Raw genomic sequence first — 14,999 nt, 5'->3', positions numbered from 1 at the left:
TGGCATGCTGCTGCCTTGGAGGAATGGAGGGATCGGGAATGGCAAAGAGTTCGGTCGCCGTGCTGGGTATCGATCTTGGCAAAAACAGCTGTAGCCTGGTTGGCTTCGACCCAGCCGGTACGGTGGTTCTGCGTCGTCGCGCACGGCGTGAGACGATCGTCGGCCTCACGGCCAAGCTGCCCGCTTGTGTCGTCGCAATGGAGGCCTGCTGCGGCGCCCATCACCTTGGGCGGCTGCTGGCCGCGCAGGGACATACCATCCGACTGATGTCGCCCGAGTATGTCCGCCCCTACGTCAAGGCGCAGAAGAACGACGACCGTGATGCCGAAGCGATCGCCGAGGCCGCCACACGTCCGACGATGCGCTTCGTGCTCCTCAAGGCGCAGGAGCAACTCGACATGCAGAGCCTGCACCGGGTCCGGTCTCGGCTGGTCGGCATGCGCACCATGCTCATGAACCAGCTCCGCGCGATCCTGCTGGAGCGCGGTCTCGTTTTCCCGCAAGGCCGCCGCAAGTTCGAGACGGCGGTCGGCATTCTCTTGACGGATCCCCAGGCGCAGATTGGCGCGCGTATCCAAGCTCTCGTCGCCGAGATCCGTGAGGAGTGGGCGAGCCTCGACGGCCGTATCGAAGCGCTCGACCGAGAGTTCGTGGCGCATGCCCGCGCCGACGAGGCGGCACGTCGCCTGGTGTCGATCCCAGGCGTCGGGCCGATGACGGCCACGGCCTTGCGCGCAGCCGTCGATGACGGAAGCGCCTTCGCGTCCGCGCGCGACCTGCCGGCCTGGCTTGGCCTCGTGCCCCGACAGCATACGACCGGCGGCAAGCCGAAGCTGCTCGGCATCAGCAAGAGGGGTAACGCCTATCTGCGTGGGCTCTTCATCCATGGAGCGCGCGCAGCGCTGGCCTCACTGTCCAAGGTCGAGGATGCGACCGGCCGATGGTTGCGCGGTCTGCTGGCGCGGGCGCACTACAACGTCGTGGTCGTCGCGCTCGCCGCCAAGCTCGCGCGGATCGCTTGGGCGACGCTGCGCAAAGGAGTGAGCTTCGAGCGGCAGCCGGAGCCGGCCCTCGCATAGGGCATCAAAAGAGGTTGACCTGAGGCGGAGCGCGATCGCTCGGCCCGGGTCCACGAGGTCTGCGGGAGGACAGTGAAGATGGCCTGACGGTCGAGCGGCGTTCCGGAAGCCTGGCAAAAAAAGCGGCCCCCGAGGCCGAATTGCTTATGAGGCCCGGGACGTGCGGCTCTCCATCTTGGCGGCGGCCACCGTGCCGACATGCCGGATACGTTTGTGCAGACCGGTCACAGGCACCTTCATTGACGACCTTGCAGACGGGGCGGGCCATACGTTTAAGCAGACGGTTCTCCAGGACGAGATCAGCTACGACCTCCTTCAGCGCCCCCGCTTCGCGACGGAGATCCCGCACCTCGTCCGTGGTGGCCGCACGAGCCGTGTCGCCGGACAGGCGCTTCTTGCCAGCCTCCAGGAACTCCTTGGACCAGCCGTAGTACATCGAGGCGGCGATCCCCTCACGTCGACACAATTCGGCGATGCTGTCCTCGCCACGCAAGCCTTCCAGCACCACGCGGATCTTCTCCTCGGACGAGAACTGCCGACGTGTGGCCCGACGGATGTCCTTGATCACCGCTTCTGCCGGCTTCTTGGCCGGTCCGGATGTCTGCTTCATCTTCGTTCCTCAGGGGCTACGATGAACCAGTCATCCTCCGTTCGTGAAGACCCTCAATCTGTCCCACAGGTGCTGACGTCGGACACGGTTACGTCAAGCTCAAGGCCAAGCTCGACGTGCCGATCATGGCGACCGAGTATCCGTAGGCGGGCTTCGAGTCCTACGCGCCTTGGATCCTGCAGCGCGCCACCGATTTCCTGCGCGGCGACGTGGCGGTCAAGGGCGGCATCACCACGCTCGTCAAGGCGGCCCATCTCGCGGAGGCCTTCGGGATGAACTTCGAGGTCCACCACGGCGGCAACTCGCTCAACAACGTCGCCAACCTCCACGTCATCATGGCGATCCGCAACACCGAGTTCTTCGAGGTTCTGCTGCCGGATGCGGCGCAGAAGTACGGGCTTTCCGCGGACATCGCGGTCGATTCTGCCGGCATGGTGCACGCGCCAACGGGGGTCGGGCTCGGCGCGGAGATCGACCGCGATCTCATCCGGGCGAAGGCCACAGCCGTCCTGACGTAGGAGCATCCTCATCGCAGTCATCTTTTCCCGATCATGACGCCGCGTGCGCCCGCGGCCGGTGGCTCGCGGACGGCTCGGCGATGAGCCCGGCGGCGTCGGCGAGGCCGGCGATGTACTGGCCCGCCTCGCGGATATCCTGCCGGATCGCCGTGGCCGCTGCCTCCGCATCGCGGGCGCGCAGGGCCGAGAGCGCCGCGGTGTGCAGGTCGCTGCCCTTCTCCAGCAGCACGTAGTCCGGGATCACGTAGGTCAGGACAGGGCCGCACCTGAGCCAGATATTCTCGATCAGCCCCTCCAGGATCGGCATGCGCGCGAGGGCGTAGAGCTCGAAATGGAAGCGCCGGTGCAGGTCGAGATACGCGTCGAGGTTCCGCTGCCGGATCAGGGCCTTCATCTCGGCGAGCCGCGCGTCGAGGACGCTGAGGTCGCCCGGGGCTGCGCGTTCGGCGGCGCGGGCCGCGGCCCGACCTTCGAGGTCGCAGCGGATCGTCAGCAATTCGTCGAAACGCTCCACGTTCATGCGCGGGACCACGGCGCCGCCGCCCTGACCGGAGCTGCCGCGGTCCAGCACGTGCTCGGCGATCAGCCGGTTGACCGCATCGCGGACAGGCGTGAGGCTGATGCCGAGTTCGGCCGCGACCTCACGCAGGAGGATCCGCTCACCCGGCCCGAACCGTCCGCCGAGCATGGCGGTCCGCAGCTCCGCGTAGGCTTGGTCCCAGAGCGGCAACCGCTCGACCTGTCTCATGGTGTTGGTTCCCCCCTGCCCGCCAGCAATCCTGCGCCGCTGGATCAGGATGGATCAGCGAGACCGGCTGCGACCACACTTGACAACCTACCCACTTTCCATCGTTATAACAAACAACGAATACACGAGGAACGCCATGCTCACCCGCCGCAGCCTCGTCGGAAGCCTTGCCCTGGGGGCACTCGGCGCCCGCGCCGCACTGGCGCAGTCGGGCTTCCCGGCGCGCGAGATCACCTTCATCGTGCCCTGGAACGCGGGGGGCTCGAACGACATCCTGGCACGCGGGCTCCAGCCGCTGCTCAAGGAGCGCGGCATCACGATGATCGTCGAGAACCAGCCCGGCGCGACCGGCACGATCGGGATGCGGCGCGTCGCGACGGCGAACCCAGACGGGTACACGCTCGGCATGGGGACGAGCTCGACGCTGGCCTACATGGCCGAGGGCAAGACGCCTCTGAAGAGCGGCCAGTTCAGCCACATCGCCCGGGTCTCGATCGACCCGCTGATGCTCCTCGTCCCCGGGTCGAGCCCGTACCAAACCCTGGACGATTTCCTCGCGCACATGAAGAAGAACCCGGGCAGCGTGTCGATCGGCACGCCGGGCAACTACAACCTCAATCACATCTTCGCCTCGATGACCGCCCGGGCGGCGGGCGTCGCCTACATCAACGCTCCGTACACGGGCGGCGCCAAGGTCATCACCGACCTTGCCGGCGGGCAGATCCAGGCCGCAGTGCTCAAGCCCGCGGAATCGCTGGGCCAGCTGCAGCAGGGCCTCGTGCGCGCACTCGGCGTCTTTGCCGACGAGCGCCTCCGGCAGTTTCCCGACGTGCCGACCTTCAAGGAGCGCGGCTACGATGTGTTCCCGTTCGGCCCGGTGGTGCAGATGGCCTACGTGGTCGCCCCAGCCAAGCTCCCGCCGGAGGTGCGCACCAAGCTGATCGACGGCTTCAGCGCCGCGATCGGGGACCAGCGCTTCAAGGATTTCGCCGAGCGCAACGCCTTTCTGATCGCACCCCTGACCGGGGATGCGCTGACCGCCGAGGTCGATCGGGTCGAGCAGTCGATCAAGGTCGTGGCCGAGAAGGTCTTCAAATCCTGAGCCGACGCGCCCCTCCGAGCGCTCGAACGATCTGAACAACGACCGGGACGGATAGCGTGACCAAGATCAAGACGATCACCTGCCATGTGGTGACCACGCCGATCAAACGGCCGTTCACCTCCTCGCGCGGCTGGCTGTACAAGACCCGCGGCACCTGCCTCGTCGAGATCGAGACGGCGGACGGCATCGTCGGATGGGGCGAGTGCTACGGGCCGTCCGCAGTTGCGAAGGCGTTCATCGACACGCAACTCGCCCCCCGCGTGATCGGTCAGGACCCGTTCGACGTCGAGGTCGTCTGGGAGGACCTGTACAACCGGATCAAGGATTACGGGCCGAAGGGCATGTCGATCGCCGCGATCAGCGGCATCGACATCGCGCTCTGGGACATCATCGGCAAGAGCGTGGGCAAGCCGGTGCACAAGCTCATCGGCGGCGCCTTCCGCACCAGCGTCGACGCCTACGCGACCGGCCTGTACTTCACCGACATGGATCGGCTCGTCGAGGAGGCGGTCGAGGAGGCGCGCGGCTACGTCGAGGCCGGCTTCAAAGCTGTGAAGATGAAGATCGGTCTCGGCTCGATCGAGCGCGACATCGCCCGCGTGGCGGCGGTGCGCGAGGCGGTCGGCCCGGACATCCGCCTCATGGTCGACGCCAATCACTCGCTCACGGTGCCCACCGCCATTCGCATGGGACGGCGGCTGGAGGAGCTCGGCATTGAGTGGTTCGAGGAGCCGATCTCGCCGGAGGATCTCGACGGCTACGTCGAGGTCACCCGCGCCCTCGACATTGCGGTGGCCGGCGGCGAGAACGAGTTCACCCGCTGGGGCTTCCGCGACGCCATCACGCGCAAGGCGATGGACATCGTCCAGCCCGATGTGTGCGCGGCCGGCGGCATCACCGAGTGCAAGAAGATCGCCGCCATGGCGACGGCGCACGGCGTCGAGTGCGTGCCCCACGCCTGGGGCTCGGTGGTGGGCCTCGCCGCGACCATCCACTTCCTCGCCTCGATCCCCGATCAGCCGCCCTGCCTGTTCCCGGTCCCGCCGATGCTCGAGTTCGAGCAGGAGGAGAACCCCTTCCGGGATCACCTGGCCCTCGAGCCGATCCGGCAGGTCGGCGGCAAGGTCGCGGTCCCCACCGCGCCGGGCCTCGGCGTGGAGGTCGACCGCGCCGTGATCGACCGCTACCGCGCCGCCTGAGGCACACCGCGATGCGCTTCGTCACCTTCTCGAGCGGCGGCGCGGAACGGGCCGGTATCCTGCTGGGCGACGCCAGCGGGCCGGGCGACCTGGTCGTCGACCTCGCCCATCCCGCGCTGCAGCCGGCGCTCGCCGGCTCTCCCCCGCAGGTCCTGGACCTGATCCGCTCCGGGCTGGCCGACGCCGCAGCGCGCCTGCGCGATCATGCCATCCCGGAGGCCGCGCAGCTGCCGCTGCGATCGGTGCGCCTGCGCGCACCGCTGCCCAAACCCGGCCGGATCTTCGGGATCGCGCACAATTACGTGGACGCGTTGGCCGAGCGCGGCGCGCCCCATCCGAGCGAGCCGTTCCTTTTCATGAAGGAGCCGTGGACGGTGATCGGCCCGGGCGAGCCCGTGGTGCTGCCGCCGGGCATCGGCGGCTGCACCTACGAGGCCGAAATCGCCGCGGTGATCGGCAGTCGCGCTGAGCAAGTCGCTGCGCAAGACGCGCTGGCTCATGTCTGCGCCTACGGCGTGTTCAACGATGTCAGCGCCAGCGAGCTGATCCGCCGCGATGGCTTCGGACCCGGCAAGAACATCGCGACCTTCGGCCCGTTCGGCCCCTACCTCGCGACCAGCGACGAGGTGCCCGATCCTCAGGCCCTGCGGATCGGGCTGTCGATCGACGGGGTGAGCCTGCAGGACTCCTCCACGGCCCTGATGCTGTTCTCGGTCGCCGACCTCGTCGCCCACCTGTCGCGGAAGACGGCACTGGAGCCGGGCGACGTGATCGCCACCGGCACACCGGCGGGGATCGCGGCTCTGCGCCAGCCGCCCGCCTGGATCCGGCCCGGCACGACGATGACCGCTTGGGTCGAGGGTTTGGGCAGTCTGATCAGCCCGATCGTCGCCGAGGAAGGTCTATGACCAAGCGCCCCGTGGTCCTGTTGACCAACCCGATCCATCCGGAGGCGGAGGCTATGCTGGCAGAGTATGCCCGCCCCGTCACCGCACCCGACCCGAGCCCCGAGACACTGCGGGCGCTCGTCGCCGAGGCGGAGGGGCTCGTGGTGCGCGTCAAGCTTCCCGACGATATCCTGGACGGCGCGCCGCGGCTGCGCGGTATCGTCCGCCACGGCGTCGGCCTCGACATGATCCCCGTCGCGGTGGCGACCGCGCGCGGCATCCCGGTCGCCAATCTACCCGGCAGCAACACCCAGGCCGTGGCCGAGTACGTGTTCGCGGCGCTGTTCCACCTGCGCCGCCAGGTCTGGCGTCTCGACGGCGGCCTGCGGGCGGGGGGATGGGGCGCCGTGCGACCCATCGCCGAGGGCCTCTCTGAGATCGGCGGCAGCACCCTCGGGGTACTCGGCCTCGGCGAGATCGGCGGCCGCGTCGCGCGGATCGCCCATCACGGCTTCGGCATGCGCGTGCTCGGGACCTCCCGCAGCGGCACGACGCTCGGCGGTCTCGTCCAGGCGGTCGACCTGGAGACGCTGTTCGCGCAGAGCGACGCGGTGGTGATCGCCTGCCCGCTCACCGAGGCGACGCGCGGCCTCGTCGACGCGGCGCTGATCAGCCGGATGCGCTCGCAAGCCGTCCTCATCAACGTCGCCCGCGGGCCCGTGATCGACGCGGCCGCGCTCGCCGCCGCCCTGCAGGCGGGCAAGCTCGCCGGTGCGGCACTCGACGTGTTCGACGTGCAGCCGTTGGCCTCCGACCACCCGCTCCTGGCCTGCCCGAACCTGCTGCTGACCCCGCACGTGGCCGGCATCACGCAGACCAGTTCACGCGCGATGAGCGTCGGCGCCGTTGAGGAGATGCTGCGCATCCTGCGCGGCGAGCGACCGCGCAACCTCGTCAATCCCGAGATCCTGCCCGAGACCCAATCCAAGACTCTTTCCGCCTGAGGAAAAACCCATGCGCATCACCCGCATCCAGTCCGTCCCGATCTCGTTCCGGGTCCCCGAGGGCCAGAACGTCCGCCTCGGCATCGGGCGGGCGGTCAAGCGCGACGCCGTGCTCGTCAAGGTCGAGACCGACGAAGGCCTCGTCGGCTGGGGCGAGGCCCATCACGGCCGCTGCCCCGGCGCCATCGCCAAGCTCATCGACACGACTCTGTCCGAGCTCGTCGTCGGGATGGATCCCCTCGACGTCAACGGCGTCTGGGCCCGGGTCTACCGGATGCAGCTCGCCAGCCACGGCATGGGCGCGGCCGCCGCGATGGCGCTGTCGGGACTCGACATCGCCCTGTGGGACATCCGCGGCAAGGCGACCGGATGGCCGATCTACCGGCTGCTCGGGGGCGCCGCCCGCGCGGTGCCAGCCTATGCCGGGGGCATCTCCCTCGGCTGGCAGGAGCCGGCCTCCTTGGCCGACGAGGCACGTGCCCACGTCGCCGCCGGATACCGAGCGGTGAAACTGCGCGTCGGCGACAGCCCCCGGCGCGACATTGCCCGCGTCGAGGCGGTGCGGGAAGCTCTGGGCGCCGACGTTGAGATCCTGGTCGATGCCAACACCGGCTACACGGTTGACGACGTGCGCCGGGTGATGCCGGCGTTCGAGGCGGCGGGGGTTGCGTGGCTGGAGGAGCCGTTCCCGCCCCACGATGCCTACAGCTACGGCGAGGCGGCGCGCTTCGGCACCGTGCCGCTCGCCGCCGGTGAGAACCACTTCACGCGCTACGAGTTCGTGCAGGCGCTGCAGGCCGGTTACCTCGGCTTCGTCCAGCCCGACCTGTCGAAGACCGGCGGCATCACCGAGACGATGCGGATCGCCGCCCTCGCCTCCGCCTGGAAGATCTCGGTCAACCCGCACACCTCGGCCACCGGCATCAACATGGTGGCGACGCTCCACCTGCTCGCGGCCGTCGACAACCCCGGCTACTTCGAGGGGGACGTGGCCCGGCACAACCCCTTCCGCGACGACGTGATCGGTCTGCCCTACCGGCTCGACGCCGAGGGCAAGGTGTGCCCGCCGGACGGTCCGGGCCTCGGCGTCGAGGTCGACGAGCGCTTCCTAGCCGCCAATCCGCTGATCGACGGCCCCTGCTACGTCTGATCTCCTTTGACGGATCGCGCGGCCCCACGACGTCCGGGGGCTTCGCACGAGCAAGAACAAAAAAGCCAGGTCGACCGGAGGGACGCGTGCTTCACTCGATCCAACAGCACAGGGAGCGCTACGCCGGCGTCCTGACCGCGCTGATCGGCCTGGGGGCCATCACGGAATCGGCCACCTACGGCCTCGGCACGCTGGCGGCGATCGGGCCAGGGGCCTTTCCGCTGGCCATGGGTGTCATCCTCGTGGCCTGCGGCCTCAGCATCGGGCTGTCGAAGGCGACCGTCGCCGACGCACACGACCACGACCGCGTCGACCTCAGCCGACCCGAATGGCGCGGCTGGACCTGCATCATCGGCGGGATGCTCGCCTTCCTGCTGCTCGCCCGGACCGCCGGCCTGTTCCCGGCGACGTTCGCTTGCGTGTTCCTGTCGGCGATGGGCGACCGCACCTCGACGGTGCGGGGTGCCTCCCTCCTTGCGACCCTGATCGCGGCCTTCGGCTGCAGCCTGTTCTACTACGGCCTGCACATCCAGCTGCCGCCGTTCGCCTGGGGGCAGTCATGATCGGCACGGCGCTCACCGACCTCGCCCACGGCTTTGAGGTCGCCCTCCAGCCAACGAACTTCCTCGCCTGCTTCGCCGGGGTCCTGCTCGGCAACATCGTCGGCGTGCTGCCCGGGATGGGCGTGATGGCGGCGATCTCGATCCTGCTTCCGCTCACCTTCGCCATGCCGCCGGTGGCCGCCATTTTGATGCTGTCGGGCATCTTCTACGGGGCGCAGTACGGGGGCGCGATCTGCTCGATCCTGCTCAACCTGCCCTGCCATCCGCCGCATGCTGTGACCTGCCTTGACGGTTACCCTCTGACCCAGCAGGGCAAGGGCGGCACGGCACTCGGCATCACGATGCTTGGCGGATTCTGCGGTGCCTCGTTCGGCATCGTGATGATGATCTTCTTCGCGCCCCTCCTCGTGCGGGCGGCGCTGAAGTTCGGGCCCGCCGACGTGTGCTCGCTGATGCTGCTCGGGCTGCTCGCCGGTTCGACGCTGGCCCGCGGCTCGGCGCTGAAGGGCATCGCCATGACGACGCTCGGCCTCCTGCTCGGCATCTTCGGCACCGACGTCACGTCGGGCTATGAGCGCTTCACCTTCGGCCTGCCCGAACTCGCCGACGGGATCGAGATCGTCGCCCTCGCGCTCGGGCTGTTCGGGATCGCGGAGTTCCTCAAGAGCGTGAACAAGGTCGAGCCGCTGCGCGGCGCCGCGGGCGTGCGCCTGCGCGACATGCGGCCGAGCGGGGAGGACCTGAAGCGCTCCGCCCTGCCGATCCTGCGCGGCACGCTGATCGGCAGCCTGTGCTCGCTCATCCCGGGCACCGGCCCGACCATCGCCTCGTTCGTCGCCTACGCGGCCGAGAAGAAGATCTCGCGCACGCCCGAGCGCTTCGGGCGGGGCGCGATCGAGGGTGTGGCGGCGCCCGAGACCGCGACGCACTCCTCGGTCCAGGGCGACTTCATCCCGACCATGAGCCTCGGCATCCCGGGCGACGCGGTGATGGCGCTGCTGCTCGCCGCCCTGACCATCCAGGGTATCACGCCGGGTCCGCTCCTGATCTCGCAGCACCCGGACATCTTCTGGGGCCTGATCGCGAGCTTCTGGGTCGGGAACATCCTGCTGATGGGGCTCAACGTCCCCCTGATCGGCGTCTGGGTGAAGCTGCTGACGATCCCCTACCGCTACCTCTATCCGAGCGCGCTGTTCTTCGTGTGCATCGGCGTCTACTCGACCAGCAGCAGCCTGTTCCAGGTCGGCGAGACGCTGGTGATCGGGATCTTCGGGTACCTCCTGCTGATCCTCGGCTTCCACCCGGCCCCAATCCTCCTCGGCTTCGTGCTCGGGCCGCGCTTCGAGGAGAACTTCAGGCGCGCCATGCTGCTGTCGCAGGGCGACCTGACGGTGTTCGTGGAGCGCCCGATCAGCGCCGCCTTCCTCGCGGTCTGCGCCATCCTGATCCTCGGACAGCTCTTTCTGCGCTGGCGACGCCGGGGAGCGTTGGTGCCCGATGGCCCCGTCGTGATGGAGGGCTAAGCCTGATAAAGTTGACTGGGGGAGCGATGTCGCCCTGAACCTCGACATGGTCCGCGCATGGTCGCACGCGCTTCGCGCGCCGCATCGGCCGATTGCGGGCCGCTCGAGATGCGGGCGCGACGGGTGGGCTATAGGTGGCCGCCCAAGGTCGTGAACGATCGGGCCGCTCGGCCCGCGCACGCCGGCCCGTCACGGTGGGTGCCATTCGCTCACGGCAAGGCCTTGTTTGATCCGGCCGTCTACGGCTCGCTTTGCTCCAAAAACAGGTCGGCCGCTCAAGATGAGGATAGTCCCAGCGGGGGCTAGCGGGTTTGCAGGCTTCCCTCAGCGTCCGCTTCGGAGCGAAGGCCCTCGTCGGCTGAATGACCGAGATGGGCGCAAAGCCGATCGGCCGGTTTTGCGCGAGTCGGCGATCCGGCATGGCATAGTCTGGCCAGTTGCGACCAGTCCGCTTCCGAATCGGAAACGGAAAAAGCAGACGTCGTTGTGATGCCCGCTCGTGTCTCTATCCAGGCGCTCACGATGATCACTTTACGGTACTCTTAAACCGCCCGTTGCTGTCTCCGCAGACGCAGCTAGACGGTGTGGACGCCGTTACGCTTCACGAAGGATGTCCTTCAGCGTCGCCCACCGACACCATTATGAAAAAGATACGATCACAGGAATCCGATGGAGAACCACGGGACCAGGATGATGACGAGGAGGCCGATCAAGAGGGCGACGATGTAGCCGACGATCGGGCGCATTCCGGCATCGGGGTGGATCCGACTGATCGCGCAGGCGGCGTAGTAGCCGACGCCGAAGGGCGGGGCGAACAGCCCGATGCCCATCGCGAGGATCACCACCATCGCATAATGGACCTCATGCACGCCCACCGCCCGCGCGATCGGGAACAGCAGCGGGCCGAACAGCACGATCGCGGGGATGCCCTCTAGCACCGAGCCCAGGATGATGAAGGCGACTGCCGAGACGAACAGGAAGCCGAGCGCCCCGCCGGGCAGGCTCTTCATCACTTCGGCCAGCGTCTGCGAGAAGCCCGATTGCGTCAGCGCCCAGGCCATGCCGGTGGCCGCCCCGATGATCAGCAGGATCGCCCCCGACAGCGTCGCGGTGGTCACCAGCATCGGATAGAGCCGCCGCCAGTCGAACCGGCGGTAGATCAGGAGGCCGGCCAGCGCCGCGTAGACGATGCCGATGGTCGAGACCTCGGTGGCGGTGGCGATGCCCTCGACCACGGCAAAGCGGATCACGAACGGCAGCGCCAGCGCCGGAATCGCCACCAGAAAGGCGCGGCCGATGATCCGGCCCGAGGGCCGGGCGACGTGGCTCAGGTCCTCCCGGCGGTAGCGCCACCAGACGAGGGCGCACAGCGTCACGGCCAGTACCAGGCCCGGCAGCAGGCCGCCAGTGAACAAAGCGGTGATTGATACGCCGGTGACCGAGCCGATGGTGATCAGCACGATCGAGGGCGGGATCGTTTCGGTCTGCGCGCCGGTTGTGGCGAGCAGGGCCACGAGGTCGCCCTCCTTGGCGCCCCGCGCCTTCATCTCGGGGAACAGCACCGGAGCCACGGCCGCCATGTCGGCGGCCTTCGACCCGGAGATGCCGGAGACGAGGTACATCGCCCCGACCAGCACGTAGTGCAGGCCGCCACGGACGTGACCGAGCAGCGAGGCCAGGAAGCCCACCATCGCACGGGCCATGCCGGTCATCTCGATCAGTAGGCCAAGGAAGACGAAGAGCGGCACGGCGAGCAGGATCAGGTGGCTCATGCCCTCGTCCATGCGCCCGACCACCACCATCGACGGGGCGTTGGTGGTCAGCGTTATGTAGGCGTAGGTCGACAGACCGAACGCGAAGGCGATCGGCACTCCGGAGAAGACCAGCGCGCCGACTCCGAGGACGAAGAACAGCAGCAGGTTGAGGTTGCCGAGGTTCATCAGCCAGGGCTGGAGCGCCACGAGGCCTGCGGCGATTCCAACGCCCAGCGCGAGCGCGCCCGCCGTCAACTTCCAGTCGGCAGTCTCCAAGAGCCGGATCACCGCGACGATCAGCATAAATCCTAGGCCGACAGGCAGGGCGGCCGCGCGCCACGCGTTGTTCAGCTCCAGCGCCGGCGTCTGGACGAAGGTCTCCTCGCCGGCGAATTCCCAGGCCGGCTCCAGAAGCAGCGCGACGAAGATCAGTCCGGCCACCAGGGCGACCGTCTCCAGAAAGGCGCGCAGGCGCGGCCCGCTCATGGCGACGAAGGCGGTCATTCGCATATGCTCGGCGCGGCGGAAGGCCACCACGGCGCCCAGCATGGCGAGCCACAGGAACAGGACCGAGGCCAGTTCGTCTGACCAGACGAGGGGCTCGCGGAAGACGTAGCGGCTGACGACGCCACTGAGCAGCACGCCGATCTCGGTCAGAACCAGCAGCGCCGCGGGGATCTCCACGAGGTGGCCCAGGCCGGCGTCCAGCCGGCGCAGCCAGCCCTGTGCGCGCAGGGGCGGGTCGGTCAACGCAACCCCCGCCGTCGGCTCGACGGCCGCGATATCAATCTGCATGGCGATCGTCCCTCAAGCGAGCTTACCGAGGTCGTTCAGCAACTGCCCGTCCGCCCCATGGAGGAACGCAGAACTGGGATGTGCCGCCGAGCGCTGGCAGGTTGTGGCGGCCCTTCAAGGCCAACAAGCGGGGCCGGTCTTTGAGGCAGGCTCCTGCACCCGGTCCCGTCGAGCGCGAGATGGGCACGTCACCCGTTCGCGGGCGCTTGTCCTGACGAATCTCGCTTCAGGTCAGCTTTCCGCAAGCCTCCTCCAGCAACGACCACGCGTTGTCACCATACTTCTGCTTCCATGTCTGATAGTATGACGTGCTTGCGAGTGCCCGCTGGAAGTCGGATTTCTCAACTTCGATAAATGCGAGTCCCTTGTTGGCCAGCTCGGTTCGCAATGAACGATCACGCTCGGCGACATCCTTGCGCTGATCGACCACGGATCGGTCGAGTTCGGCGGTGAGGACGGATCTGATATCCTCCGGCATGCGCGCCCAGGCCTTGCGGTTGGACAAAGGCCAGTAGCCGTCCCAGCTGTGACCGGTCAGCGAGCAGAATTTTTGAACCTCATAGAGTCGGGTCGTCGCGATAAGCGAGAGTGCGTTCTCCTGACCGTCGATGACTCCGGTCTGCAACGAGGTATAGACCTCCGCGAAGTTCATGGGCGTCGGTGACGCTCCGATCGCAGCGAAGAACGAGGTGAGCATCGGGGCCGGCGGGACGCGGATTTTGAAGCCGGACAGATCCTTCGGAGCGCGGACCTCTCGTCCGGATGATGTGATTTGACGAAAGCCGTTGTCCCAGATCCGCCCCGGCGCGATGACGCCGACCTTCTCGATCAATGCCCGGGTGTGCTGACCCAGACTCCCATCCATTGCCCGCCAAACGGCATCGTAATCCGGAAATGCGTACGCTGTGTTGGCGATGCCCGCGACGGGTACGAAGGTCGCCAATATCGATGCTGAGAGTAGCAAAAACTCGATGCTTCCGTTCCGCACCTGCGACAAGACATCGGTTTCGGTACCGAGCTGGTTGGCTGGAAACAAGCGAATGCTGAGGCGCCCGTTCGTCCGTTCACGGACGCGATCGAGCGCCACGCGCAGATGGACGTTGTTTGGATGGCTAGGGTCCTGACCCGTCGCGAATTTGAAATCGAATTCCGGCCCTGCCCTCACGATCGACGGCATCGCCATCACCAAGCCACCGGCCAGCAGGGCACGACGGCTTACGGCTTTCTGCGGTAGCGCTAACATGGACGGCCTCCCTGAATTTCTGCGTATTGATTGAACCTGACCGGTTTCTTGAGATTTTTTTTATCGAAGCTATGCCGCTGGTGTGCAGCTCTACGGATCGCATGCTGCGAGTGCGGCCCCGAGCGCGAACCGCGCCATGGCAAGCGCCTCGGCCGGAGCGACCCCGCGGGTCGCGTAATAGAGGTCGCGACCGAGAGCCAGCACGTCGGGATGTCCGGCGGTCGCTCGTTCCACGGTCTCGACGGCCCGGGGCAGCACCTCCGTCGCAGGCAATATGGCATTCACCAGGCTGCGCGCGCGTGCTTCTTCCGCACTCATCAATCTCGCTTCGTAAGCGATCTCGAACAGAAGTGCTTTCGGCAAGGCGTCGCGCACAACGGCGAGCGCCAGGAAGGGAAAAAGGCCGTGCGCCACTTCCGGCAGGCCGAGCGTCGCGTCACGCGTAGTGAAAACCATGTCGCACGCGAGGGCCAGCGCAAACCCGCCCGCATGCGCATGGCCATTGAGCGCAGCGATCAGTGGCTTGCCGAGACCAGCCATCGCGCCGAAGAGATCGATATGGGCTCGCCCGAACTCCATCCGTCCGGCAGCGGCCGGCCCAGCGCCCCGGTAGTCGCCTCCCAGGCAGAAGACGGAGCCGCTCCCCGTCAGGACGCATCCGCTGATCGCTTTGTCGCTGCGAGCGGCGTTTAGGGCGGCGATCAACTCGTCCGCCATGTCCTGCGTGATCCTGTTTCCGGCGTCGGGTCGGCTCAGCGTCAGGATCGCGACCCGACCACACGTCTCGACTTCGATCTGTCGCATCGCTGTTGCGCGCTCCCTTC

At 67.5% G+C, this 14,999-nt stretch carries 13 protein-coding genes and 1 pseudogene; 9 read left to right on the top strand and 5 right to left on the bottom strand.

The window, feature by feature from the left end:
- Window positions 1-59 precede the first annotated feature (59 nt).
- Window positions 60-1,079, top strand: a complete 1,020-nt coding sequence (locus FVA80_RS24735; protein ID WP_147957837.1) for an IS110 family transposase — start codon at window positions 60-62, stop codon at window positions 1,077-1,079.
- A 268-nt stretch (window positions 1,080-1,347) separates the two neighbouring features.
- Here FVA80_RS24735 and FVA80_RS24730 read toward each other — a convergent pair.
- Window positions 1,348-1,689: pseudogene (locus FVA80_RS24730) on the bottom strand (transposase); the annotation flags it as partial.
- 209 nt (window positions 1,690-1,898) lie between these two features.
- Between FVA80_RS24730 and FVA80_RS24725 the strand changes: the two are divergent.
- Complete coding sequence (locus FVA80_RS24725; protein ID WP_243956472.1) at window positions 1,899-2,207, top strand: enolase C-terminal domain-like protein; 309 nt, start codon at window positions 1,899-1,901, stop codon at window positions 2,205-2,207.
- Between the two features lie 31 nt (window positions 2,208-2,238).
- On the opposite strand, the gene FVA80_RS24720 is transcribed toward FVA80_RS24725, so the two are convergent.
- Window positions 2,239-2,955, bottom strand: coding sequence for a GntR family transcriptional regulator (locus tag FVA80_RS24720; RefSeq protein ID WP_147909492.1), 717 nt, complete (start codon window positions 2,953-2,955; stop codon window positions 2,239-2,241).
- Window positions 2,956-3,091: 136 nt separating this feature from the next.
- On the opposite strand from FVA80_RS24720, the gene FVA80_RS24715 reads away from it, so the two are divergent.
- The 7 genes from FVA80_RS24715 to FVA80_RS24685 all read left to right on the top strand — a co-directional run bounded on the left by FVA80_RS24715 (window position 3,092) and on the right by FVA80_RS24685 (window position 10,383).
- Window positions 3,092-4,057: a tripartite tricarboxylate transporter substrate binding protein gene (locus FVA80_RS24715; RefSeq protein WP_147909493.1), complete on the top strand. Its 966-nt coding sequence runs from the start codon at window positions 3,092-3,094 to the stop codon at window positions 4,055-4,057.
- A 56-nt stretch (window positions 4,058-4,113) separates the two neighbouring features.
- Window positions 4,114-5,256, top strand: coding sequence for a mandelate racemase/muconate lactonizing enzyme family protein (locus tag FVA80_RS24710; RefSeq protein WP_147909494.1), 1,143 nt, complete (start codon window positions 4,114-4,116; stop codon window positions 5,254-5,256).
- A gap of 11 nt (window positions 5,257-5,267) precedes the next feature.
- Window positions 5,268-6,164: a fumarylacetoacetate hydrolase family protein gene (locus FVA80_RS24705; protein WP_147909495.1), complete on the top strand. Its 897-nt coding sequence runs from the start codon at window positions 5,268-5,270 to the stop codon at window positions 6,162-6,164.
- The gene (locus FVA80_RS24700; RefSeq protein WP_147909496.1) at window positions 6,161-7,147 is read left to right on the top strand and encodes an NAD(P)-dependent oxidoreductase; all 987 of its coding nucleotides are present in this window, start codon (window positions 6,161-6,163) and stop codon (window positions 7,145-7,147) included. The genes FVA80_RS24705 and FVA80_RS24700 overlap by 4 nt, the downstream gene beginning before the upstream one ends.
- A gap of 10 nt (window positions 7,148-7,157) precedes the next feature.
- Window positions 7,158-8,297 (top strand): mandelate racemase/muconate lactonizing enzyme family protein, encoded by a 1,140-nt coding sequence (locus FVA80_RS24695; protein ID WP_147909497.1) that lies wholly within the window; start codon window positions 7,158-7,160, stop codon window positions 8,295-8,297.
- An 86-nt stretch (window positions 8,298-8,383) separates the two neighbouring features.
- On the top strand, window positions 8,384-8,860 hold the full coding sequence (locus FVA80_RS24690; protein ID WP_187193501.1) for a tripartite tricarboxylate transporter TctB family protein: 477 nt from the start codon (window positions 8,384-8,386) through the stop codon (window positions 8,858-8,860).
- On the top strand, window positions 8,857-10,383 hold the full coding sequence (locus tag FVA80_RS24685; RefSeq protein WP_147909499.1) for a tripartite tricarboxylate transporter permease: 1,527 nt from the start codon (window positions 8,857-8,859) through the stop codon (window positions 10,381-10,383). The genes FVA80_RS24690 and FVA80_RS24685 overlap by 4 nt, the downstream gene beginning before the upstream one ends.
- 656 nt (window positions 10,384-11,039) lie before the next feature.
- On the opposite strand, the gene FVA80_RS24680 is transcribed toward FVA80_RS24685, so the two are convergent.
- From FVA80_RS24680 to FVA80_RS24670, 3 genes are all read right to left on the bottom strand, one after another.
- Window positions 11,040-12,932, bottom strand: coding sequence for a TRAP transporter large permease subunit (locus FVA80_RS24680; protein WP_147909500.1), 1,893 nt, complete (start codon window positions 12,930-12,932; stop codon window positions 11,040-11,042).
- Window positions 12,933-13,158: 226 nt separating this feature from the next.
- Entirely contained in the window at window positions 13,159-14,175 is a 1,017-nt protein-coding gene (locus FVA80_RS24675) for a TRAP transporter substrate-binding protein (protein ID WP_147909501.1), read from the bottom strand.
- 90 nt (window positions 14,176-14,265) lie between these two features.
- Window positions 14,266-14,979, bottom strand: a complete 714-nt coding sequence (locus FVA80_RS24670; protein ID WP_147909502.1) for an enoyl-CoA hydratase/isomerase family protein — start codon at window positions 14,977-14,979, stop codon at window positions 14,266-14,268.
- Between the last annotated feature and the right edge of the window lie 20 nt (window positions 14,980-14,999).

It is taken from the genome of Methylobacterium sp. WL1 (assembly GCF_008000895.1).
In the GTDB taxonomy this organism is placed as follows: Bacteria; Pseudomonadota; Alphaproteobacteria; order Rhizobiales; family Beijerinckiaceae; genus Methylobacterium.
Note: the sequence above shows the minus strand (reverse complement) of the source record. Positions and strands in the feature narration are given on the sequence as shown.